A 22147-nucleotide genomic window follows, 5' to 3' on the forward strand; every position below is an offset into this window, starting at 1 on the left:
CCTTACTTCGACAGTTCGACCTGTTCGAAATCGAGCTCGACCGGGGTCGCGCGGCCGAAGATCGAGACCGAAACCTTGACCTTCGCCTTGTCGAAATCGAGCTCTTCCACCACGCCGTTGAAGCTGGCGAAGGGGCCGTCGAGCACCTTGACCGAATCGCCGATCTCGTAATCGACGCTGATGTCGCGCTTGGGCGCGGCCTTGGCTTCTTCGACGCCGCCGAAGTAACGCGCAGCCTCTTTCTCGCTGATCGCCTGCGGCTTCGCGCCGGCGCCCAGGAAGCCGGTGACCTTGGGCGTGTTCTTCACGAGGTGATAGATATCGTCGGTCATGTTCAGCTTGGCGAGCACGTAACCGGGCATGAACTTGCGTTCGACCTGCACCTTCTTGCCGCGCTTCACCTCGGTCACGGTTTCGGTCGGGACCTGAACTTCCTCGACGCCCTCGGACAGGCCAAGCCGCTCGGCCTCGGAGATGATCGCGTCGCGAACCTTGTTCTCGAAACCGGAATAGGCGTGAATAATGTACCAGCGTGCCATGGAATATCCTGCGGTCGGGAAGTGGGATCAGCTCAGGCGAGCGTGAGGAGGAAGCGGACGACGGCCCCGAACAGGGTATCGATGCCGAGGAAGAAGATCGACAGGATCAGCACCAGGATGCTGACGAAGATCGCGGTCTGGATCGTTTCCTGGCGCGTCGGCCACACGACCTTGCTCGCTTCGGCGCGCACCTGCCGGGCAAATTCACCCGGCGATGTCTTGCGCTTCTTCGTCTCGACTTTGCCTTCGGCCATCGCTGCCGTTTCCATCTGATAACTGTTGGACCAAATTTCGCGTCTCTTTCGGGAAGCCGGGATCGCCTTCACAATCGGATGATCGGGAGGGCGGGTCGTAAGCTTCGATGTCTTGAGACCCGACCGCATCTAGGCGGGCAGTGGGCCAAAAGCAAGCCTGCCTAAAAGGCGTTGCGCTGCCCCGGTCGCGGCTATAGCCTTCGCGCCTTCAGGGACGCATTCGGGGGACTATGGAATGGCTGCGGACACGCAGATGACACTCGACCAGCAATTGCTGGGGCCGGTGACGAATGTCGCCGACTTTATCTGGGGCGGCACGTGGGACGGGGTGGAAGTCCTGCCCTTCCCGCCGCTCGCGATCGTACTGCTGGGCGCTGGCCTGTGGTTCATGATCGGCCTCAGGTTCTATCCGATCACCAATCTGGGATCGGCGGTGAAGAACCTGTTCGCGGGCCGCAAGAAAGGCGGCGCGGGCGAGATTTCGCCATTCGCCGCGCTCTCTACCGCACTTTCCGGGCAGGTCGGGACGGGTAACCTTGCAGGCGTGGCGACCGCGATCGCGCTGGGCGGACCGGGCGCGATCTTCTGGATGTGGGTTACCGCTCTCTTCGGCATGGCGCTCGCCTTTGCCGAGGGCGCGCTGGCGATCCGCTATCGCGAAACCACCAGCGAGGGCACCTATCGTGGCGGCCCGATGAGCTACATCATGATGGGCCTGGGGCCCAAGTGGACGTGGCTGGCGATCTTCTTCTGCATCGGCACGCTGATCAGCGGGCTGGTCACGGGCAACGCCATCCAGGCGAACGCGGTGGCCGACGGTCTGAACGAGCTGTTCGGCATCCAGGAATGGCTCGGCGGGCTGATCGTCGCCGTCCTGGTGTTCATCGTTATCATCGGCGGGATCAAGTCGATCGGGCGCGTCGCAGAAAGCGTCGTGCCGATCATGGCGCTGGCCTACATCGTCATGGCGATCATCGCGATCATCCTGAACATTCAGGATATTCCCGAGACTTTCGGGCGCATCTTCGGCGGCGCGTTCAACGTGCAGTCGGCCAGCGGCGGGTTCGTCGGCGCGGCCGTCATCCTCGCGATCCGCGCAGGCGTGGCACGTGGGCTGTTCTCGAACGAGGCAGGCCAGGGTTCGACCCCGATCGCGCACGCGGTGGCGCAGACCGACGATCCGGAATTCCAGGGCCGCATGGCGATGCTGGGCACCTTCATCGACACGATCGTGATCTGCACCATGACCGCGCTGGTGATCCTGACGGTGGAAGGCAACTTCACCCACGCGGGCCAGCCGGTGCTGCACGCCTGGCAGGCCGACCTCGATGGCTTTGCGGTGACGAGCGGCGCGTTTGCCGCCGCCTTCCCGTTCGCCATCGGCAGCATTCCGCTGGGCACTCTGGTCGCCAGCCTCGCGCTGCTGCTGTTCGTGTTCACCACGCTGCTCACCTGGAGCTATTACGGCGAGCGGGCGATCACCTTCCTCTACGACCGGATCCCCGGATCGACGCTGGGCGGCGAGAAGATCCTGCACATGATCTGGCGCGTGCTGTGGTGCGTCGGCATCTTCATCGGGGCCAGCCGCGAGAGCGATCTGATCTGGCGGATGGGCGATATCGCCAACGCGGTGATGGTGCTGCCCAACCTGCTGGCGCTGCTGCTGCTGTCGGGCGTGGTCTTCGCCCTGTCGCGGGGCGACAAGACCGCGGGCAAGGACTTCCATGCCGAAACCCCGGAAGAGCCCGAGGAATACTGACGGCCCGACGCCACATGAAAAGGGCCGGAGCGTTCGCGCGCTCCGGCCCTTTTTCGTTGTCCCTGAAACTTTCGTATCTGTGAAAGTCGGCGGTCGGTCAGACCATGCCGAAAAGGCGTTCCCAGAACGATGGCTGATGCATCGGCTGGATCTTGCCGTACTTCATCATCCGCATGGTCGCATCGGTGTGCGGCTGCGGCGTGGTCCAGCTGTCCGGACGGCTGCTACGAAATGGCATGCTCGACATTGGTCAACTCCTGATGTGGGCACCTGAGTGCATTATGGCTCGAAAAATGCACACTTCGTAAGGAGCGTTCCCGAAATTTCTGTGGGAACAAAAGGGAGCCATCGCGCACAGCGAAAAAGGCGAGGGAATCCCATGGGTTCCCCGCGCGATGCAATTTTACATGTTTGTGGCAATCGGGGCGCAGTGCCCCAGGCGGCTACCAGGAGCCGGTGTTTTCCATAGACGCCCAGGGCTCTTGCGGGGCAAGCGATTCGCCCTTCTGGAGCAATTCGATCGAGATGCCGTCGGGCGAGCGGATGAAAGCCATGTGCCCGTCGCGCGGAGGGCGATTGATGGTGACGCCGCCATCCATCAACCGCTGGCAGCTCTCGTAGATATCGTCGACACGGTAGGCGAGGTGGCCGAAATTGCGCCCGCCGGCGTATTCTTCCGGGTCCCAGTTATGGGTGAGTTCGACCAGCGGAGCCTGCGCATCGCGCGCGCGTTCGGCATCGCCGGGCGCGGCGAGGAAGACGAGCGTGAAGCGCCCCGCCTCCACATCCTTGCGCGAGGTTTCCACCAGGCCGAGCTTGTTGCAGTAGAAATCGAGCGACTCGTCGAGGTCGCGAACCCGGACCATCGTGTGAAGATATTCCATGTGCGCTTCCCGGTCGTCGGCCTGTGTCGAAAGAGAAATGGCAGGGGTGACAGGATTCGAACCCGTGGCCCTCGGTTTTGGAGACCGATGCTCTACCAGCTGAGCTACACCCCTGCAGCCGGAGCGGGCGACTTATGGAAAGCTGCGGTGGGACGCAAGCGAAACTGCGCGAAATGTCTGTGACGAGGCAATCGGTGTGCTAGGCTTGGCCAACCCATGCTGCCGATCGTCCCTCCCCCGATCCTGCTGTCCGCCTATCGCCAGGGCCTGTTCCCGATGGCGGAGGCGCGCAGCGACCAGGACATTTTCTGGGTCGAACCGCGCGAACGCGCGATCATCCCCATCGGCGGCTTTCACTGTTCGCGCTCGCTCGCGCGCACGATTCGGCGTGAGGAGTTCACGATCCGCGTCGACAGCGATTTCGCGGGCACCGTGCTGCAATGCGCCGCGCCGCGGGCGACTGGCGAGGATACCTGGATCAGCGGGCGAATCGCGGCGAGTTACCAGCGGTTGCACGAGGTTGGCCACGCGCACTCGATCGAGTGCTGGCAGGATGGCGAGCTGGTCGGCGGCGTCTACGGCGTCGCGTTCGACCGCGTATTCTGCGGCGAAAGCATGTTCAGCCGCCGCCGCGATGCCTCGAAGGTGGCGCTGGCGTGGCTGCTCGCACTGCTCGAGCGCGCAGGGTGCGAGCTGTTCGACTGCCAGTTCATGACCGGGCACCTCGCATCGCTGGGAGCGATCCCCATCCCGCAAAGCGAATATCTCGATCGGCTGGAAGCTGCCCGCGGCGAACAGCGCATGTCGCTGCCGCAGGCGCTCGCCGAGGTGGAGGCCGAAGCGGCGGCTCAGCCTTCCGCGGCGCTGTCTTCTTCCCCGGGGAAGCTCATCGCGCATTTCTTGACCCAGACATCGTAGACCGGGTGCTCGACCACGTTGAGGCTGGGCGAATTGCGGAACAGCCAGCCGGAAAAGACCTTCTGCCAGCTCGGCTCGGATTCGTTGCCGCGCCGTTCGCGCACGAAGAGCTGCACGAAGGCGCCCTCTTCCTGCGGCATTTCCCACGGCGCGGTCTTCTCGCACGCTTCCATGCGGATCACGACGTCGCCGACGCGCACCGCCTCGCCCGGCTTCATTTCGAAATCGCGGCTGACATTGTTGCGCTTGTTGAGCAGGCCGATCGTCGCCACCCGCTCTTCCATCGGGGTGCCGATCCGCTTGGTCGCATCGCCGCGATCGCTCGTGCCGCCCTTGGCAAGCTCGTCCGGCACCTCGGTTTCGATCGGTGTCGGATCGGGCGCGTCGTTCTTGCACGCGACCAGCGCCAGGGCGCACGCGATGATGGCGGCAGGCGCGCGCATCGCCATTACTCGCCCGGGGTCCACGCCTCGTAATCGCCGCTGGCGCGGGCGCGGCGGCCACCACGTTCCAGCGCACCGCTGGGCAGGTAGGCCTGCGCGGTGCCGGTCGCGTTGGGGGTGTAGTCCGCTTCCCAGATGCGGGGCGGGGGAAGGTTGCTTTCGGGCACGTCGTCGCCCGCACCGTGCAGCCAGCCGTGCCATTCGGCCGGCACGCGGCTCGCGTCGTTCGCGCCGTCGTAGATCACCCAGCGCCGCTCGCGCTGGCCGTCCTTGACGTTCTTGCTGCGGTAATAGCGATTGCCGGCGGCGTCGCTGCCGACCTCCTCGCCCTTGCGCGACGTGAAGATGGCGGTGCCGATGGTGGCACCGTTCCACCAGGTGAAGATGTTTCCGAGGATGCTCATAGCGGGCTGCGGACTAGCGCAAGGCCATGGCGCGGCCAAGTCGCTTTCACGCGAATGCTCACCATTCGACCGTGTCGCCCGGCTCGATCCCCAGTTCGGCGGCGCGTCCACCGGGAATCTCGAACACCGCGCTGGTCGGCCCCATCGCGGAGACCGGGTCGGTCGAATAGGGGGTGGTCTGGGCGGCGATGTTGATGATCCGCCGGTCCTTCCCGATGAAAATGATGTCGAGCGGCAGCGGCGTGTTCTTCATCCAGAAGCTGGCGATTTCGCCCTCGCGGGGGAAAATCATGCCCTCGTCCGGGCCCAGTTCGGTGCGGAACATCAGCCCCTTGGCCTGCTCGGCGGAACTTGCGGCGACTTCGGTGGCGAAGCGGTGCGGCCCCTTGGCGGTCTGCACCGTGACCGGGATGACACGCAGGCCCGAAACCGGATGCGTTTCCTGCGTCGATTGCGTGGCGGCGGTCGCCTGCGCCGAATCGGCGGAGCCCTGTGGGGAGCAAGCGGCCAGCGACGCGCCCAGCAGCGTTGCGACGCCGATCGTCAGTCGTCTGCGTTCGATGCCCATTCTTCGGCCTCATCCTCGCTTGCGGCATCCACCAGTGCGCGTGCCGCAGCGAAGTCATGGCCCGCGCGCACCAGCGCTGCAAGCTGCTTTTCGCGCGTCCGATCGTCGGGCCGCTCGGCCCCGAACGGCCCGATCCGGCGCCTGCGTGCGAACGCCAGAGCCGCCTGCCGCCCCTCGGCCTCGCTCGGCGGGGTCAGGTCCAGTTCCTCGCTATCGACCCCTGCATGATGCAGCGCTTGCGCCACCCGGCGCGCGCCGTAGCCACGCCTCAGCAGGTCGCGCGTGCGCACCTCGGCGAACTGCGCATCGTCGATATATCCCAGTTCGACGAAACGGCTGACAATTGCATCCACCTGCGGTTCATCGTCCCCCGCCCATCCCCGTTCGCGTAGCTTGCGTTGCAGATAATGCTTGAGCTTGGCGGCCGTGGTGGCGTAGCGGCCCGCGTAGCTCAGCGCGAGATCGCGGAGCGAGGCATCCTCTAGCGGCTGTCCTTTCTTGCGACGCCGGTGTGAAGTCTCTGGGGATTGGCCCATGGGACATAATGATGCCACACTCCTTGAGGATTGGAACCGCCATCATCTTGGGAACGACGATTGTGATCGATAAAACGCCTGCCTGGCCTTTCATTGCTCTGGTCCAAGCCTGAGCCTCGGGTCGATAGCGGATAACGGGATTACGCTCTCTCCTATGCAAGACACTCTCATTCAATCGACGCCCAACGATTGCGCGCTCCCGCGCCGTCGGGCGGACTTCGCGACCTTCAACGAAGCGATCGACTACGCAGCGCGATCGGAGAAGGGACTCAATTTTCACGACATGCGCGGCACGCTGGAGCGTGCCTATCCCTATCGCGAGATGCGCGAAGATGCGCTGGCGATGGCGCACCGGCTGGTCGCGGCGGGCATCCGCCCCAAGGACCGCGTCGCACTGATTGCGGAGACATGCCCCGAATTCGCCGCGCTGTTCTGCGCGTGCGTCTATGCCGGTGCGTGGCCCGTGCCGCTGCCGCTGCCGACCACCTTCGGCGGCAAGGAAAGCTATATCGACCAGCTGGTCGTCCAGCTGGAGAGTTCGGACCCGGCGCTGCTGATCTTCCCGCCCGAGATCGCGGAGATGACGCAGGCTGCGGCTGAGCGGGTCGGCTGCAAGTCGATCGACTGGGATACGCTCGCCGCGCAGGACGCGCCCGAGGCGGATCTGCCCGAGGCGCAGCCCGAAGATATCTGCTACCTGCAATATTCGAGCGGCTCGACCCGCTTCCCCACCGGAGTTGCGGTCACGCACAAGGCGCTGCTGCACAATCTTTACGGCCATGCGCAGGCGATGGACCTGGGCACCAACGATCGCTGCGTCAGCTGGCTGCCGTGGTATCACGACATGGGGCTGGTCGGCTGTTTCCTCAGCCTGATCGCCAATCAGGTTTCCGCCGATTACCTGAAGACCGAACATTTCGCGCGCCGTCCGCTCGCATGGCTCGACCTCATCAGCCGCAATCCGGGCAGCACGCTCTCCTATTCGCCGACCTTCGGCTACGACATCTGCGCGCGGCGCATCTCCAGCCAGTCGAACGTCGCGGAGCGGTTCGACCTGTCGCGCTGGCGCACCGCGGGCAACGGGGCGGACATGATCCGGCCCGACGTGATGCAGAATTTCGTAAATGCCTTTGCTGAAGCGGGCTTTAAGGCTGCGGCCTTCACGCCGAGCTACGGCCTCGCCGAAGCGACGCTGGCGGTCACCGTCATGCCCCCGGGTGAAGGCATCCGCGTCGAACTGGTCGAGGAAGAGCGCCTTTCGGGCACGCGCCCCAACCTCAACCGCCCCGCCCGCTACCGCGCGATCGTCAATTGCGGCAAGCCGCTGCCCGATATGGATGTCGAGATCCGCGGCGAAAACGGCGACATTCGCGGCGATCACCAGATCGGCAAGGTGTGGTGCCGCGGCCCCAGCATCATGCATTCCTACTTCCGCAACGAAGACGCGACGACCGATTGCCTGGTCCCCGCAGACGACGGCGGCAGCGCATGGCTCGACACGGGCGACATGGGCTACATGGCCGATGGCTACCTGTTCATCGTCGGCCGGGCGAAGGACATGATCATCATCAACGGCAAGAACCACTGGCCGCAGGATATCGAGTGGGCGGTGGAACAGTTGCCCGGCTTCAACCACGGCGACATCGCCGCCTTCGCGGTCGAACGCGACGATGGCGAGGAAGCGCCCGCAGTGCTGGTCCATTGCCGCGTGTCCGACCCCGAAGAGCGCCGCGTGCTGCGCGAGCGTATCCGCGAGAAGGTGCAGTCGGTTACCGGGATGAGCTGCCTGGTCGAACTGGTGCCGCCGCGCACGCTGCCGCGCACTTCCTCGGGCAAGCTCAGCCGCGCCAAGGCCAAGCGGCTGTATCTGTCGGGCGAAATCCAGCCTTACAAACTGGCCGCCTGACCGCCCATTAGCTGGCGGGCGCGGGGACGGCCCATGTGGCTTCGACCGACCGCGCATCGCCATCCACGACGTCTTCCTCTGCGTCGATGCGTGCATCGGCGAGAGGCATGCGCAAAGCCTCCAGCTGCGCCTCTGTGCCGCGCAGGCGGATGGGAATGCCGATCCGGCGCTGCGCCCAGATGGCGAGCCCAAGCGCGCGCGTCCCCTCGGGCGTCAGCTTGCCTTCCTCGTCGAAGGCAATCGCGGGCAGCGCGCGTAGCGGGGGGACGATCCGGATGTCCCATTCGGGCTCGGTCGCATCGATCCGCCGTTCAAGTTCGCGATATGCCGCCAGAGTCGCGCCATCGAGCGGCTTCGCATTCACCAGCGCCCGGCGCTGCTGCCGGTCGATGGTCACGTCGGACGCGGGCACGCCCGCCAGGATCGCGAGCCGATCCGCAATCGATTGCGCGCGCTGTGCAGCCTCCGCTTCCTTGGCCCGCGCATTGGCCAGTTCGGCCTCTTCCGCCGCCTGCGCGCTGGTGCCGACGCGCAGCTGGGTGATCGACACGTCGACCGGCTGGCCAAGCTTCAGCTCCATCTCGCGGCTCGCCAGCTGCTCTGCATCGGCGATGATCTCGGGCGTCAGCACGGTCGCGGTCACCTGGATCGGGTGCACCTTGTAGTCGGGCTGGATGTCGGAAACCCGCGCCCGCCCGCCGAAAGTTTCGAGCACGATGGAATTGATCTGGCGGGTCGTGTTGGCTTCCCACCCGATCCGGTAAAGCGACAGCCCCAGCGGCACCGCCAGCGCGACGAAGGCAGCAAAGATCAGGAAGGCCTGCAACTGGCTCTGCTTTTCGGACAGGCTGGTACTGAAACCGTAGCCACGCGCCATCGCAGTCGCGGTGAGCGCGATCGCGGTCAGGTTGGTGACGAACAGCAGCAGTGCGCCCGAAAAAACCGTCCAGTTCCAGGTCGCGAGACCATAGCCGACCGCAGCCAGCGGCGGCATCAATGCGGTCGCGATGGCCACCCCGACGATGGTGCCTTCCCGCCCCCGGATGACGGCGTAACCGCCCGCAATCGCGGAGAAGATCGCCACCAGAAGATCGAACAGGTTGGGCCGCGTGCGCGATGCGATTTCGGTCGTCACCGTCTGGATGGGGGAGAAGATCACGATGATCGCGCAGAACACGATTGCGAGGCCCACGCCGAGCGCGAGCGAGCGGACCGAACGGCGCAGCCAGTGAAAATCGCCGATGGCGAGCGCGAAGCCCACCCCCATGATCGGGTCCATCAGGGGAGAGAGCAGCATCGCGCCGATCACCACCGCCGGGGACGACAGCAGCATGCCGAGGATCGCGATCCCCGCGGACATGCAGATCATCAGCAGGTAGCGCGCGGAAACGTCGCATTCCGCGCGCCGCTTCGCGATCACCGCCGCCTGATCGACCGTTCCCGAGACCTCGATACGCCACCAGCGGGCGATCGAGCGGAAAACCGTCTGGATCCCGCCTCGCCGTATGTTCGTCGATCCTGGTGTACTGTTCGTATCGGCAGGGTGAGATGAGGTTTGCATGAGCGGCCCTTATCGCCGAAACTAGCCGGTGCCAAAACTTGAAACACGTGTCTTGTGTAGCTAATACAGTAGCGTCAGAACAAGGAAACCAGTGCCCTATGGCCTCTCAGACCGAAACCGCCACTGCCACCGGCCTCAACCTGACGCCGCCCGAACCGATTCCGGCCGTCGATGTGGAGAAGGCTGTCGGGCTGGTGCCGGTCGACGAAGGCAAGAAGAGCGAGCTGGAATCCAAGGTCGACAGCTTCGTCGCCGAACTGGTGGCGCACGACACGCAATCGCCCGAGTTCAGCAAGCGTGTGGACGAGATTTCCAACATGGGCCGCAAGGAAATCGCGGCGGCATCCAGCATGTCGAACCGCTTCCTCGATCGGCCCGTGCGCGCGATGGATCGCGACCAGGGTGTCGGCGCAAACCTCGCCGAACTGCGCACCACGGTGGAAGAACTCGATCCCGCCAAACGGGGCAAGAGCGGCATCCTGTCGAAACTGCCCTGGGGGAACAGCCTGAAGGGCTATTTCCGCAGCTACCAGAGCGCGCAGAGCCACATCCAGGCGATCCTCGACAAGCTGCATTCGGGCCGCACCGAATTGCAGAAGGACAACGCCGCGATCGATGTCGAGCGCCAGCACCTGTGGGAGGCCATGGGCAAGCTCGAACAGATGATCCACATCTCCAAGACGCTCGACGCGCGGCTGGAGGACAAGGCGAACGAGCTCGATGCGACCGACCCGGAAAAGGCCAAGGCCATCCGCGAGACCGCGCTGTTCTACGTCCGTCAGCGTACGCAGGACCTGCTGACGCAGATGGCCGTCAGCGTGCAGGGCTACCTCGCGCTCGATCTGGTCAAGAAGAACAATGTCGAGCTGGTGAAGGGCGTCGACCGTGCCAGCACCACCACCGTCAGCGCGCTGCGCACGGCAGTGACCGTGGCCGAGGCGATGACCAACCAGCGGCTGGTGCTGAAGCAGATCACCGCATTGAACGACACCACGGCAGGCATCATCGATTCGACCGGCAAGTTGCTGCGCGAGCAGACCGGCAAGATCCACGAACAGGCCGCAGCCAGCACGATCCCGATGCAGACGCTGCAAAACGCGTTCCAGAACATCTACGCGACGATGGACGAGGTCGACACCTTCAAGCTGAAGGCGCTCGACACGATGAAGCAGACCGTCACCACGCTTTCGAGCGAGGTCGAAAAGTCGAAGGAATACATCGCGCGCGCGGAGAGCCAGGCGCAGGCTCAGGCGCAGCTCAACGCATCCGAAGACTCGCTGCTCAAGCTGGAGGGCTAGGTGAACGACCTGACCCGCGACAGCGACAGACTGCTCAGCGACAGCCGCAAGCTGCTGGTCGAGAACCGCAGTGGCGGCCGGCATCGCCGTGTCGTGCCGATCGGGCGCGAATCGGCGGAGGTGCGCAACCGGCACCGGCTGAAGAAGCTGCGCAACATTGCCCTCGCCGCGGCGGCGATTTTCGCGATCTCGGTCCTGACCGGGATCGTGGTCGAAGGGATCGGGTTTATCGGCCTCGTCCTGACGTTCTTCGCGCTGATTGCCGCGGCCGGGCTCTTCTCGGTCTACCCGCGCATCTCGATCCCGCAGGCGGACGACCTCAACAAGGGTACCCCGCGCCAGATGATCGCCCGCACGGAGTTGTGGCTGGAAGCGCAGCGGCCTGCCCTGCCCGCCCCTGCGGTGGGACTGGTGGACGATCTGGGCGTGAAGCTCGACCTGCTCGGCCAGCAGCTCGAAACCGCGCCCGCCGGGCACGATTCGATCCGCGACATCCGTGAGCTGGTGGGCGAGACGCTGCCCGAAATGGTCCAGAGCTATACCCGCGTGCCCGCCGCGATGCGCGGCGAGCAGCATGCGGGTGCCACCGCCGACGAGCGGCTGGTGGAGGGCCTTTCCAAGATCAGCGGCGAGATCGACTCGATCAATCGCAAGATCGCCGACGGCGCGCTCGACGATCTGGCCGTGCAGCACCGCTATCTCGGCTATCGCTACGGCGACGGCCCTGCCGGCGAGCAGGCGGACGAAGGCGGGGCGAACTGATGCGCGTGCCCGTTCAGCACAATCTCCCGAAAGAAGAAGTCCGCCGCAGGCTGCGCGAACGCATGCCCGAACTGCCCGCGCACATGCCCGGCGGAACCGCGGACGTGACGACCGAATGGCCCAGCGAAGACTGCATGAAGATGACCGTCGGCGCGATGGGCCAGACCGTGCGGACGAAAGTGACGATCGAGGAAACGCAGGTGATCGTCGAGCTCGATCTTCCGCCCATGCTGTCGTTCTTCAAGCCGCTGATCGCTGCGGCAGTATCGGACAAGGGCACCAAGCTGCTTTCGGGCCCGCGCAAAGATATTTGAGTTGATAGATGTTAGCCCGGGAACTTTCGGGCAGCCCCAAGCCTATATTGACTTATCGCCTTCCCGCGAGTGGTGGCGCGGTGAGGGTCGAGAACTTGGGTCTTAAAAGGAACGCGCGAATGCCTGCACGGTGCGCCACTGCACCCCAGCTGCGCGCAGCATTGCGCGCCGCTACACGAGAACAGCACCAGAAGCTCGATGACCTGCTCGGTCGGCTCGATCTCGCCGACCGGAATGATTATGCGCGCTTTCTGGATATCCAGCTGAGCGCGCGTCGCGGGGTGGAGCAGTGGCTCTACCTCAATGCCGCTGCGCACTGGCTGCCGCCCTCGCAGGTCTCTCTTCTCCGGCGCGATCTCGAATGGCTGGGGGACGAATCGCGCAATGCGCGCGCGCCGTCGTTCATTTTGCCTGCGAGCGATCGGCGCGCATGGATCGGCGCAGCCTGGGTGCTTGCCGGGTCGTCGCTCGGCAACAAGATGATGGAGCGCGAACTCGCCGCCAAGGCTCCCGCGAGCTGGCCGATGGCGTTCCTGCAGGACAAGACCATGCCACACTACTTCACGGCATTGCGGCCGCTGCTTGAAGACGACGCCGCAAACCATGACGCAGTGGATGCCGCTAAGGCCGTATTCGCCCATTTCCTGAGCCTCGCCGAACAGGAGATGCTGGCGGTGACCGCGTGAACCAAACCGCCTACCAGGTCGATCTGACCAGCTGCGACCGCGAACCGATCCACCAACTGGGCCATATCCAGCCCTTCGGGGCGATGCTGATCGTTTCCAGCGACAATCTGGTTGCCCACTATTCTGCCAACGCGGCCGAATTCCTCGGCGTGGGAGAAATCGGCCAGGGATCTCGCCTCGACGACCTGCTGCCGCCCGATACGCTTCAGGCGCTGCATGTCGCGATCCGCGGCCTGTCCGACCCCGACGATACCGAACGGCTGTTCGGGCTTGCCGTGGGCGACGATCCGGCCTCGCGCTTCGACTGTTCGGTCCATGAAAGCGGCGGGCAACTGGTGCTGGAATTCGAACGGCACGATGCCGCCGGGTTCGGCAATCACATCGCCTCTATCAGGCCCATGATGTCGGGCCTCGACTCGATCGAAGGGATCGACGACCTGTGCCACGCGGCCGCACAGCGCCTCAAGTCGCTGCTCGGGTTCGATCGGGTGATGGTCTATCGCTTCCATCCAGACGGTTCGGGCGAAGTGATCGCGGAGGCGCGCGAGCGCGAGGTCGATAGCTATTCGGGCCTGCGCTATCCCAAGAGCGACATTCCCCAGCAGGCGCGCGCGCTATACCTGCGCAACCGCCTGCGGATTATCGCGAACGTCAACGACACCCCCGTGCCCGTCGAACCCGGCAAGCAGTTCGGTGGCGAACCTGTCGACCTGAGCCTGTCGACCCTGCGCTCCGTCTCGCCGATCCATATCGAATACCTGCGCAACATGGGCGTGCGCGCCTCGCTGTCGATCTCGATCATCGTGCGTGGGCGACTGTGGGGCCTGTTTGCCTGTCACCACTACAAACCGCGCGCGCTCGCGTTCTCGAACCGGACGGCTGCGGAAGTCTTCTCGCAGATGTTCTCTCTCACGCTCGATCGCGCGCTGTACGATCAGGGCGCAGCGCGAAAGGCGCTCGGGCAGAGCCTGCACGAACGGCTGATGACCCGGATGGCGGGCGGTGCCTCGCTGCGCGATACGCTGACGCAGGTCGGCCTGACGATCGGCGATTCGATCCCGCACGATGGCGCCAGCATCTTCATCGACGGAGAATACGTCGCCACCGGCCACGCGCCGAGCGAGGACGAGTTCCTGCGCATCCTGCCCGCGCTGCAATCGGGACCTGCCGGAAAGATCATCGCAACCAGCGAGCTGAGCCGCGACATCGATGCCGCGAGAGCGTTTGTCGAACGTGCCGCCGGGGCGCTGGTCATCCCCGTTTCGCGCAGCCCACGCGATTTCTTCATCCTCTGGCGGCGCGAGCTCAAGCAGGTCATCACCTGGGCCGGCAATCCCGACAAGCCTGTCGACGACAGCGTCGAAGGCGGGCGCCTGACGCCGCGCAAGAGCTTTGCCGCGTGGCAGCAGACCGTCGAGGGTCGCAGCGCGGAATGGACACAGGCCGAAAGCGATCTTGCAGAAACGCTGCGGATCACCCTGCTCGAGGTCATCCTTCGGCTGACCGACGCCGCCGCGCAGGATCGCAAGCGCGCGGGCGAACAGCAGGATCTGCTGATCGCCGAACTCAACCACCGGGTGCGCAACATCCTCAACCTGATTCGCGGACTGGTGAACCAGTCGCGGCACGAGGCAACCGACGCGGTCACGCTGACGAGGCTGATCGGCGGACGGATCGGCGCACTCGCCGCGGCGCACGACAACCTGACGCGCGACAACTGGGGCCCCACCTCGCTCAAGAAGCTGATCGCGGACGAGGCCGATGCCTATCTCGGCTCCAAGACCACCCGGCTGACCGTGGAAGGCCGCGACGTGCTCGTGGTTCCGCAGGCCTACACGGTGCTCGCGCTGGTGCTGCACGAGATGATCACCAATTCGGCGAAGTATGGCAGCCTTTCCGACCAGTCGGGCGACCTGCTGATCACCTTCGACCGGGCGGCAAACGGCGATCTCACCTTGTCATGGAGGGAGCGCGGCGGGCCGGCCGTGCAGGCACCCGAACGGCGCGGCTTCGGCAGCACGATCATCGAAAAGTCGATCCCGCACGAATTGCAGGGCAAGGCCGATGTCGATTTCGCTCTGGGCGGACTGGAAGCACGCTTCCTCATCCCCGGCAGATTTGTTCAGGATGCGGATACGGAGCACGAAATGACCACCCACGTCGAACATGGCGAGGAAAGCGCGACGGGGCAGGCCGGAAACCTTCCACAGCGCGTCCTGCTGATCGAAGACAACATGATCATCGCGCTCGATACCGAAGAGATGCTGCGCGAACTGGGCGTGACGGATGTGATCGTCTCCGGCAGCGTAACCCAGGCCTTGCGGGCGATCGACAAGGAACAGCCGGACTTCGCCGTGCTCGATTTCAACCTCGGTGAGGAGTCGAGCGAACCCGTCGCGCGCCAGCTGGCCCGCGACGGCGTGCCCTTCGTTCTTGCGACCGGGTACAGCGCGAAGGAAGTCAAGTTCGAGGAACTGGGCGCGCGCGCCATCCTTAAGAAACCCTACGACAAGTCCGATCTCGCCAAGGCGCTGGCACAGGACGAGTAGCCAGCCGCCAGACCCACGCTAGCGACGTTCGAAATAGGTTTGCTGGTAGTAGAATTGGGCGGGCACCGGGTTGCCCGCCGAATCGCGCGCCGGATCGAAGCGGATCCGGTCGTAGGACAGCTCGCACACTTTTGCGTCGGTGCTGGGGAAGCCGCTGGATCGTGACACCCGGCAGCTCGTCACGCGGCCTTGGGCCGACACCCCAAGCACGACGATGGTGCGCGTGCCGATGCGCGCTTCGCGGCCGCCTGCAGGTATCTCGAAAAGGGATACGTCGCTGATCGAGCGGGTGAGGACCGGCTTGGTCGCCACACCGCCGCCTCCGCTGCCCTGCCCTGCGCCGCCCGCACCCGTACCTTCGCCGCTTCCGGACGCGCCGGTGCCGTCGCCGCTATCGGCGGCACCCGACTGGTTGGCCGAGCCGGTCGATGCCGCGCGCGGGGCGGGGCTGCGGCTGGGAATGGGGATCGGCGGTTGGGGGGCGACGACCTCTTTCGGTTTGGCACGCTTGCCCGGATCGCCCTCTGCCCCCGCCTCATCCTCTGGCGGGCCGGGCGCTTTCGATTCCTCGGGGGTCGGGCTCGGTTGCGGCGGCGGCAGGTCGACATCGAAGGTCGCCATCGGATTGCCGAGGGTGCGCGCCACCAGATCGGGCGCGAAAGCCTGGATCAGGCCGTAGAGCAGCGCTACGTGGAGCAGCACGATGCCCGCCAGTACGGGCCAGCTGGGCCGTCTACCGGCATCGGAAAAACCACGCGCGTCGTCCATGCCCGGTAAAACTCGGCGGGCCGGTGCGCGGTTCCGCTGGGGCGATGCAAAAGAAAACGGCGGCCTCCCACCCCGTTCAACAGGGGGGAGGCCGCCGCTTTTTGCTCAGATCCGCGGGCGCCGCTACGCAGCGCCCTGCCGGATTAGAAGCCCCAGATCAGCGAGGCGGTGAATGCCCGCGGCGGGCCGATGTTCACGTAGTCGCCAGTCGTCGCGATGTCGTAGCCGCGCGTGCCGCCAACGTAGACTTCGTCGAAGATGTTGGTGAAGTTGACCTGGAAATAGGCCTTGTCGAGGTTCTCTTCGAAGTACCCGAGGTTCACACGGACGTCTGCATCGGCAGTGGTGTAGGCCGGCAGCGCGACGGTGTTGATGTCGTTCAGCCAACGCTGGCCGGTACGCTTGACCTGGAAGCCGAGCTCGACCGGGCCGAGGTTGCCCTGGGCGCGGGCACCGGCGGTGTATTCCGGCGCACCCGCTTCGCGGTTACCTTCGGTGGTGTAGTAGCCGGCGCCGCCCTGGTTGTAGCAGAAGCCGTCGGTCACATCGTCGGGATCGCAAACGCTGCCCGCAAGGACGTCGTTCTTGATGTCCGAAACGAGGTACGAACCCCAGACATAGAGCGACAGCGCACGGATCGGCTGGAAGGCGATGCTGCCGTCGACACCGTACTTTTCGACCTTGCCCAGGTTCACGTAGCTCGTGGTCTGGGTCGCTTCGTCATACGCCGCGCGCAGACGGTTCTGGTACTGGTTGAACCAGCCCGAGAGCTGAGCCTGGACGGTACCGGTCTGGTAACGCACGCCCGCATCGAACGAGTCCGACGTTTCGGGGATCGGCGCGACGCCCGTGTAGAGCGCACCGTACAGCGCATCGGTGCCCGGAACCGACAGGTTCTGCGCGTAGCTGCCGAAGACGCTGAATGCCGGGGTCAGGTTGTAGGTCAGGCCCACGTTCGGCAGCAGCTTGTCGTACTTGAACTTGGCCGAGGTCGGCGCAACGGTGTCGGTGTTCGCGGCCACATAGGCAGCGATATCGGCATCGCCGTTGATGCAGTTCACGTTGCCCTCACCATCGGTGGTGACGCAGTACTGATCCAGATCGCGGGTGAAGAACGGCGCGCGCAGACCCAGCGTGGCCACGAGGCCGCCGAATTCGCCACGATATTCCGCCGAAACCTGGTTCAGGGTCGCGAAGGACTTGCGGTTACGCTTCTGCGGAGCAACGCCGTTGGCGTCGAGCAGCGGATCGTTGATCGCGAAGACGTCCAGCGGTTCGCCGTTGAAGGCCAGCGCACCCGCGGTGCCGGTCTGGCGGTGACGCGCACGGTCGAAGGTGTAAGCGATACGAACGCGCTGACCTTCGGTGATGTCGTAGATCAGGTTGGCGATCACGCCGTAACGATTGGTCACGGTCTGGCTCGGCGACGAAATCGTCACATAGTCCAGCGTGTCGCCGTCGCCGTTCAGATCGACGCCGCCGAAGTAGTAGTACTGCGTCGAGCGGGTGCTGCGCTGCGGGTTACGGACATCGGTGACGTATTCGCCGCCGGTGAAACCGTCCTGCGACAGGCCTTCATAGCCGATCGAGGTGCCGCCGCCATTTGCCTTCACGTACTGGTAGCTCGGGTCGACCGTCAGCGTCAGGGAGTCGGTGATCGAGAAGCGCGAGCTGCCGCGGATGTTGCCGGTGTTCGACGGGTTGTAGCGACGCTCGAACGGGGTGCCGCACGAGTTGTAGCGGTCCTTCACGCCGTTGGTGCCGGCGACGAGGGTACACGGAGTGCCGTCGTACAGGTTGTAGAAGCGGTCTTCCGGATCCTGGATCGAATAGCCGGGGACGCCACCGAAGAAGGCCGGCGAACCGTTAAAGTTGTTGCGGTTTTCGTTGTAGTGGCCGGCGATCGAGATGAAGTCGCCATTGGTGCCGATCGGCTGGAAAAGCTTGGCGTTGTACTGCTGCTTGTCGACGCCGCCGTAGTTCGAGAAAACCGAGTCGTTCTGGGTCTTCGAAGCGGTAACGTAGGCACGCAGACCGCCCGAGGTCAGTTCGCCGGTTTCGATCTTGCCGAATGCGCGATACATCGGGCGTTCGAACGAGCTGCCGCGGGCAATGATGTTGCCGTAGGTCATGCTGGCCATCACGCCGAACTCTTCGTCCGGGTTCTTCGAACGGATGTTGATCGTGCCGCCGGCGGCTGCCGCGGTCGGGCTGTCGACGTCGGTCGAGCCGAGGGTCACCGTCGCGTACTCGATGATTTCGGGGTCGAGCATCTGGTTGGTGTAGAGCGCGTAGTTACCCGAGTCGTTCAGCGGAACGCCGTCGAAGGTCTGCGAGATACGGTCCGACGAGAAGCCGCGGATCGAGAAGGTGCCGCCCAGCGAACCGAACGGGTCGTCGTTCTGGAAGCTGACGCCCGGAACCAGGTTCAGCGTGTCGTTGATCGTCTGGCCGGGGGCCTGGCGACCGATCAGTTCGGAATCGATCTGCACCTTCGCCTTGGGCGAATCGGGGATGTCGACACCGGCGACATCGGTCGAGCGGTTGCCGGTGACGATGATGACGCTGTCGTCATCGAAATCGACCGAGCCGGTCGACTGGGCGTAGGCCGGAGCCGCAGCGGCTGCGGCGGTGAGGCCGACAACACTGGTTGCCAGCAGATACTTGAGCTTCATGGATCACCCCTTTTGAGCGTCTGATGCGTGGTAGATACGGAAACTGGGCCAAGCCCCTCGTGGGCCGGTCGAGGGCGCCTAAGAGGAGTAATATGACAGGAAAATTACGCAAACAGCGCCGAGTGTTGCAGTTTATGCAACGCCTATGAAAATCGCGGAAACCTGCGGGCTACAGGTGTTGCCGCACTGCAACATAAGCCCGGTAAACGTATTTTCGCGGCGCTTTTACCGGGAACCGGGCCCCTCAGACGAGTTTGATCTCGCGCAATCGCTGCATCAGGAAATCATGCGCCAGAATCGGTTCGGGCGCATTCTCCTTTTCGCCATCCGCCACGCACGAGGGCAGCGGATCGATCAGGTAATCGGGCCGGAAGTGGAGGAAGAAGGGCATTGAATAGCGTGCCCGGCGCACGGCATCGCCTGCGGGGTTCACGACCCGGTGCGTCGTCGACCGCAACCGACCGTTCGTCAGGCGTTCGAGCATGTCGCCGATATTGACCGCCAGCGCGCCCGGCGGCGGGCTGACCGGCAGCCACTCGCCCTTGCGGCTCAGCAATTCGAGGCCGGCCTCTTCGGCACCCAGCAACAGTGTGATCGCGTTGATATCGCCGTGCGGCGCAGCGCGGATCGCACCATCGGGCGCGTCCTCGGGCAGCGGCGGATAGCGCAGCAGGCGCAGCACCGAATTGCCGTCCTCAATCGTCGAATCGAAGAAATGCCGGTCTTCGCCCAGATGGATCGCAATGGCCGAAAGCACGCGCCGCCCGCTCGCTTCCAGCGAATCGTAGAGCTCGCGCATGACCGATTCGAATTCGGGCACTTCGGCGGGCCACACGTTGGGCTCCATGAATTCGGCCAGCGCGTGATCGGGCGCCAGGTCGCGTCCGACATGCCAGAATTCCTTCAGGTCGAAGATGGCGGCATCCTTCGCCTGCTCCTGCCCGAACGGCGTGTAGCCGCGCGCGCCGCCGATCCCGGCGATCTTGTAGGCGCGCTTGGTTTCCTCGGGCAGTGCGAAGAACGCGCGGCTCGCCTCTTCGGCGCGCGCGATCAGATCGTCGGGCACGCCATGATCGCGGACGATGGCGAAACCGAACTCGGCGAAGCTGTCGCCCAGCTCGCGGGCAATGTCTTCGAGCGGGTTGTCGAGCGAGACGGAAGCAATGTCGGACATGGGAGAAAGGCTCTGGTCAGGCAGGAAGGAAGAGCCCGGCGAGCGCCGCGCTCATGAGGTTGGCGAGCGATCCGGCGATCAGCGCGCGAATGCCCAGCTTGGCGATCACCGGGCGTTGATTCGGCGCAAGTCCGCCGGTTACCGCCATCTGGATCGCGATGGAGCTGAAGTTGGCGAAGCCGCACAGCGCAAAGGTGATGATCGCACGGGTTCGCTCGGAAATATCCGCCGCACCGATCTGGCCCAGCTCGATGAAGGCGACGAATTCGTTGAGCACGATCTTCGTGCCGAACAGGCCACCTGCGACACCCGCATCTTCCCACGGCACGCCGATCAGCCACATGATCGGGGCGAAAACGAAACCGAGCAGGTGCTGGAACGAAAGGTCGCTATATCCGAACCAGCTGCCCGCCCAGCCGAGCAGACCATTGGCAAGCGCGACCAGCGCGACGAACGCCAGCACCATCGCGCCGACCGCAACCGCCAGCTTTACGCCGGTCTGCGCGCCCTGTGCCGCGGCCTCGATCACGTTGGCGGGACGCTCCCCATCCTCGAAAGCCTCGGCAACTTCCACTTCGTGCGCCGTGCCTTCTTTGATGGCGGCGGGCCCTTCGGCACTGACGCGGCCGCGCGGCAGGGCGAGTTCGCCTTCCGCCTCGGGAGAAGCGTCCGCGACATCGGGCATGATGATCTTGGCCATCAGGATGCCGCCGGGTGCGGACATGAAAGCCGCGGCGAGCAGGAAAGGCAGATATTCATTGCCCAGCAGCCCGGCATAGGCCGCCAGGATCGTGCCCGCGACGCCTGCCATGCCGACGGTCATCAGCGTGAACAGGCGGCTGGGGGAAAGCGCGGCGAGATAGGGGCGCACCACCAGCGGGCTTTCCGACTGGCCGACGAAGATGTTGGCCGCCGACCCCAGCGCCTCGACCTTGCTGATCCCGGTCACGAAGCCGATCGCCCCGCCCAGCCAGCGCACCACCACCTGCATGATGCCGAGATGGTAGAGAATCGAAACGAGCGCGGCGAAGAACACGATCACCGGCAGCGCACCGAGCGCAAAGGTGTTCTGCAACGGATTGTCCGCCCCGAACAGGAAGGCGGTGCCCGCATCCGCATAGGAAAGCAGCGCGGCGACGCCGTTGCTCATCTCGCGGATCACCATGCGTCCGCCGGATGTGCGCAGGATCAGGAAGGCCAGCAGCGCCTGAAGCGCGAAGGCAGAAACGACGACGCGCAATCGAATCTTGGTCTTGGCGTTGGAAATCAGGAAGGCAAAGGCGAGGATCGCAACGATCCCAAGCAGGCTGGCGAGCACTGGCGGCATTAAATGGCTTTCGGGTCGTCTGCGGGAAGAGACCGCCTCCTTCGCCTGTTCGGCGGAGGTAGTCAATTCACAGCCGGAGAACCGGTTCCCGCCGTCTTCCCTTTTCTTTTGCCCTGCCGGATCATAAGCGGATGTCGATGGACCACACACCTTCCGCGCCGACCACGGCGATTCCCCGTCCGCTCTTCGTCTATGCGCTGCTTTACGGCGGGATGACGGTGCTGGCGGGCGTGCTCGGCTTCAAGCAGATCGCGCTGCCGCTGGGTTTTACGACTCTGGCGGTCGAATCGGGGATCTTCGCCTTCCTGATGCTGGTCGCGATCTCCAGCGCCATCGCGCAGGTTTACGGGCGCAGCGCTGCGAACAAGCTGGTCTTCTGGGGCTTTGCCCCGCTCGGGCTGTCGATCCTGCTGATCCAGGTGGTGCTTGCCTTCCCGCCCAGCCCGCAGATGCCCGCCGAAAATCTTGCCGCCTTCGAAACCGTGCTGAGCCAGACCGGGCGAATCATGATCGCCGGGCCGATCGCCTATGGCGTTTCGCTGTTTCTCAACGTCTGGCTGTTCGAACGGCTGCGCGGAACCGGCGATGGCGGCGGTGTATGGATGATGCTGCGCGGCGGGTTCGCTTCTGCGATCAGCCAGGCTGTCGATACGGTGATCTTCATCACGGTCGCATTCTACGGCCAGTTCGACATCGTGCCGCTGCTGATCGGGCAGGCGCTCGCCAAGGTCGTGCTGAGCCTTGTGCTGGTCCCGCTCATCATCCTGCTGCTGGTGCGGCTGGCGGGCGACGGACGCACACCGCTCGCGGCGGACTAGGCCG

Annotated in this window: 22 protein-coding genes and 1 tRNA gene; 9 read left to right on the forward strand and 14 right to left on the reverse strand. The window is 64.7% G+C overall.

The window, feature by feature from the left end; all coding sequences use genetic code 11:
* Window positions 1–2: 2 nt before the first annotated feature.
* Together nusG and secE are read right to left on the reverse strand one after the other, a co-directional pair.
* Window positions 3–539 (reverse strand): transcription termination/antitermination protein NusG, encoded by a 537-nt coding sequence (gene nusG / locus AAG591_RS13885; RefSeq protein WP_342532014.1) that lies wholly within the window; start codon window positions 537–539, stop codon window positions 3–5.
* Window positions 540–571: 32 nt separating this feature from the next.
* Window positions 572–793: a preprotein translocase subunit SecE gene (gene secE, locus AAG591_RS13890; protein WP_342532015.1), complete on the reverse strand. Its 222-nt coding sequence runs from the start codon at window positions 791–793 to the stop codon at window positions 572–574.
* A 235-nt stretch (window positions 794–1028) separates the two neighbouring features.
* On the opposite strand from secE, the gene AAG591_RS13895 reads away from it, so the two are divergent.
* Window positions 1029–2552, forward strand: coding sequence for an alanine/glycine:cation symporter family protein (locus tag AAG591_RS13895; protein WP_342532016.1), 1524 nt, complete (start codon window positions 1029–1031; stop codon window positions 2550–2552).
* Between the two features lie 97 nt (window positions 2553–2649).
* Here AAG591_RS13895 and AAG591_RS13900 read toward each other — a convergent pair whose 3' ends face one another.
* The 3 genes from AAG591_RS13900 to AAG591_RS13910 form a co-directional block, all read right to left on the reverse strand.
* Window positions 2650–2799, reverse strand: coding sequence for a hypothetical protein (locus AAG591_RS13900; RefSeq protein ID WP_342532017.1), 150 nt, complete (start codon window positions 2797–2799; stop codon window positions 2650–2652).
* A gap of 196 nt (window positions 2800–2995) precedes the next feature.
* Window positions 2996–3436, reverse strand: a complete 441-nt coding sequence (locus AAG591_RS13905) for a VOC family protein (RefSeq protein ID WP_342532018.1) — start codon at window positions 3434–3436, stop codon at window positions 2996–2998.
* Between the two features lie 38 nt (window positions 3437–3474).
* A tRNA-Trp gene (locus tag AAG591_RS13910) sits at window positions 3475–3550 on the reverse strand.
* Window positions 3551–3652: 102 nt separating this feature from the next.
* On the opposite strand from AAG591_RS13910, the gene aat reads away from it, so the two are divergent.
* Window positions 3653–4354 (forward strand): leucyl/phenylalanyl-tRNA--protein transferase, encoded by a 702-nt coding sequence (gene aat / locus AAG591_RS13915; RefSeq protein ID WP_342532019.1) that lies wholly within the window; start codon window positions 3653–3655, stop codon window positions 4352–4354.
* On the opposite strand, the gene AAG591_RS13920 is transcribed toward aat, so the two are convergent.
* The 4 genes from AAG591_RS13920 to AAG591_RS13935 are packed head-to-tail and all read right to left on the reverse strand — an operon-like array spanning window position 4285 to window position 6305.
* Window positions 4285–4803, reverse strand: a complete 519-nt coding sequence (locus AAG591_RS13920; RefSeq protein WP_342532020.1) for a DUF2155 domain-containing protein — start codon at window positions 4801–4803, stop codon at window positions 4285–4287. The two genes, aat and AAG591_RS13920, sit on opposite strands and share 70 nt — an antisense overlap.
* Entirely contained in the window at window positions 4803–5201 is a 399-nt protein-coding gene (locus AAG591_RS13925; protein ID WP_342532021.1) for an NADH:ubiquinone oxidoreductase subunit NDUFA12, read from the reverse strand. The genes AAG591_RS13920 and AAG591_RS13925 overlap by 1 nt, the downstream gene beginning before the upstream one ends.
* Window positions 5202–5259: 58 nt before the next feature.
* Window positions 5260–5769, reverse strand: a complete 510-nt coding sequence (locus AAG591_RS13930; RefSeq protein ID WP_342532022.1) for a DUF192 domain-containing protein — start codon at window positions 5767–5769, stop codon at window positions 5260–5262.
* Window positions 5745–6305: a regulatory protein RecX gene (locus tag AAG591_RS13935; RefSeq protein WP_342532023.1), complete on the reverse strand. Its 561-nt coding sequence runs from the start codon at window positions 6303–6305 to the stop codon at window positions 5745–5747. Before AAG591_RS13935 ends, AAG591_RS13930 begins: the two co-directional genes overlap by 25 nt.
* A 154-nt stretch (window positions 6306–6459) precedes the next feature.
* Here AAG591_RS13935 and AAG591_RS13940 point away from each other — a divergent pair, with 154 nt between their 5' ends.
* A complete protein-coding gene (locus AAG591_RS13940; RefSeq protein WP_342532024.1) occupies window positions 6460–8211 on the forward strand; it encodes a fatty acyl-AMP ligase in 1752 nt (583 codons plus the stop codon).
* 7 nt (window positions 8212–8218) lie between these two features.
* On the opposite strand, the gene AAG591_RS13945 is transcribed toward AAG591_RS13940, so the two are convergent.
* The gene (locus AAG591_RS13945; protein WP_342532025.1) at window positions 8219–9772 is read right to left on the reverse strand and encodes a TIGR00341 family protein; all 1554 of its coding nucleotides are present in this window, start codon (window positions 9770–9772) and stop codon (window positions 8219–8221) included.
* A 98-nt stretch (window positions 9773–9870) separates the two neighbouring features.
* Between AAG591_RS13945 and AAG591_RS13950 the strand changes: the two genes are divergently transcribed.
* From AAG591_RS13950 to AAG591_RS13970, 5 genes are all read left to right on the forward strand, one after another.
* The gene (locus AAG591_RS13950; protein WP_342532026.1) at window positions 9871–11070 is read left to right on the forward strand and encodes a toxic anion resistance protein; all 1200 of its coding nucleotides are present in this window, start codon (window positions 9871–9873) and stop codon (window positions 11068–11070) included.
* On the forward strand, window positions 11071–11832 hold the full coding sequence (locus AAG591_RS13955; RefSeq protein WP_342532027.1) for a hypothetical protein: 762 nt from the start codon (window positions 11071–11073) through the stop codon (window positions 11830–11832).
* Window positions 11832–12146 (forward strand): polyhydroxyalkanoic acid system family protein, encoded by a 315-nt coding sequence (locus tag AAG591_RS13960; RefSeq protein WP_342532028.1) that lies wholly within the window; start codon window positions 11832–11834, stop codon window positions 12144–12146. Before AAG591_RS13955 ends, AAG591_RS13960 begins: the two co-directional genes overlap by 1 nt.
* A 119-nt stretch (window positions 12147–12265) precedes the next feature.
* Window positions 12266–12832 (forward strand): biliverdin-producing heme oxygenase, encoded by a 567-nt coding sequence (locus AAG591_RS13965; RefSeq protein WP_342532029.1) that lies wholly within the window; start codon window positions 12266–12268, stop codon window positions 12830–12832.
* The gene (locus AAG591_RS13970) at window positions 12829–15381 is read left to right on the forward strand and encodes an HWE histidine kinase domain-containing protein (RefSeq protein ID WP_342532030.1); all 2553 of its coding nucleotides are present in this window, start codon (window positions 12829–12831) and stop codon (window positions 15379–15381) included. Before AAG591_RS13965 ends, AAG591_RS13970 begins: the two co-directional genes overlap by 4 nt.
* 18 nt (window positions 15382–15399) lie before the next feature.
* Here AAG591_RS13970 and AAG591_RS13975 read toward each other — a convergent pair whose 3' ends face one another.
* The 4 genes from AAG591_RS13975 to AAG591_RS13990 form a co-directional block, all read right to left on the reverse strand.
* Window positions 15400–16149, reverse strand: a complete 750-nt coding sequence (locus AAG591_RS13975) for an energy transducer TonB (protein ID WP_342532031.1) — start codon at window positions 16147–16149, stop codon at window positions 15400–15402.
* A gap of 143 nt (window positions 16150–16292) precedes the next feature.
* A complete protein-coding gene (locus AAG591_RS13980; protein WP_342532032.1) occupies window positions 16293–18824 on the reverse strand; it encodes a TonB-dependent receptor in 2532 nt (843 codons plus the stop codon).
* A gap of 244 nt (window positions 18825–19068) precedes the next feature.
* A complete protein-coding gene (locus AAG591_RS13985; RefSeq protein WP_342532033.1) occupies window positions 19069–19998 on the reverse strand; it encodes an isopenicillin N synthase family dioxygenase in 930 nt (309 codons plus the stop codon).
* A gap of 16 nt (window positions 19999–20014) precedes the next feature.
* Window positions 20015–21325, reverse strand: a complete 1311-nt coding sequence (locus AAG591_RS13990; protein WP_342532034.1) for a NupC/NupG family nucleoside CNT transporter — start codon at window positions 21323–21325, stop codon at window positions 20015–20017.
* A 137-nt stretch (window positions 21326–21462) separates the two neighbouring features.
* On the opposite strand from AAG591_RS13990, the gene AAG591_RS13995 reads away from it, so the two are divergent.
* Window positions 21463–22143 (forward strand): queuosine precursor transporter, encoded by a 681-nt coding sequence (locus AAG591_RS13995; RefSeq protein ID WP_342532035.1) that lies wholly within the window; start codon window positions 21463–21465, stop codon window positions 22141–22143.
* Window positions 22144–22147: the final 4 nt, after the last annotated feature.

The sequence above is a fragment of the Citromicrobium bathyomarinum genome (genome assembly GCF_038594485.1).
In the GTDB taxonomy this organism is placed as follows: domain Bacteria; phylum Pseudomonadota; class Alphaproteobacteria; order Sphingomonadales; family Sphingomonadaceae; genus Alteriqipengyuania; species Alteriqipengyuania bathyomarina_A.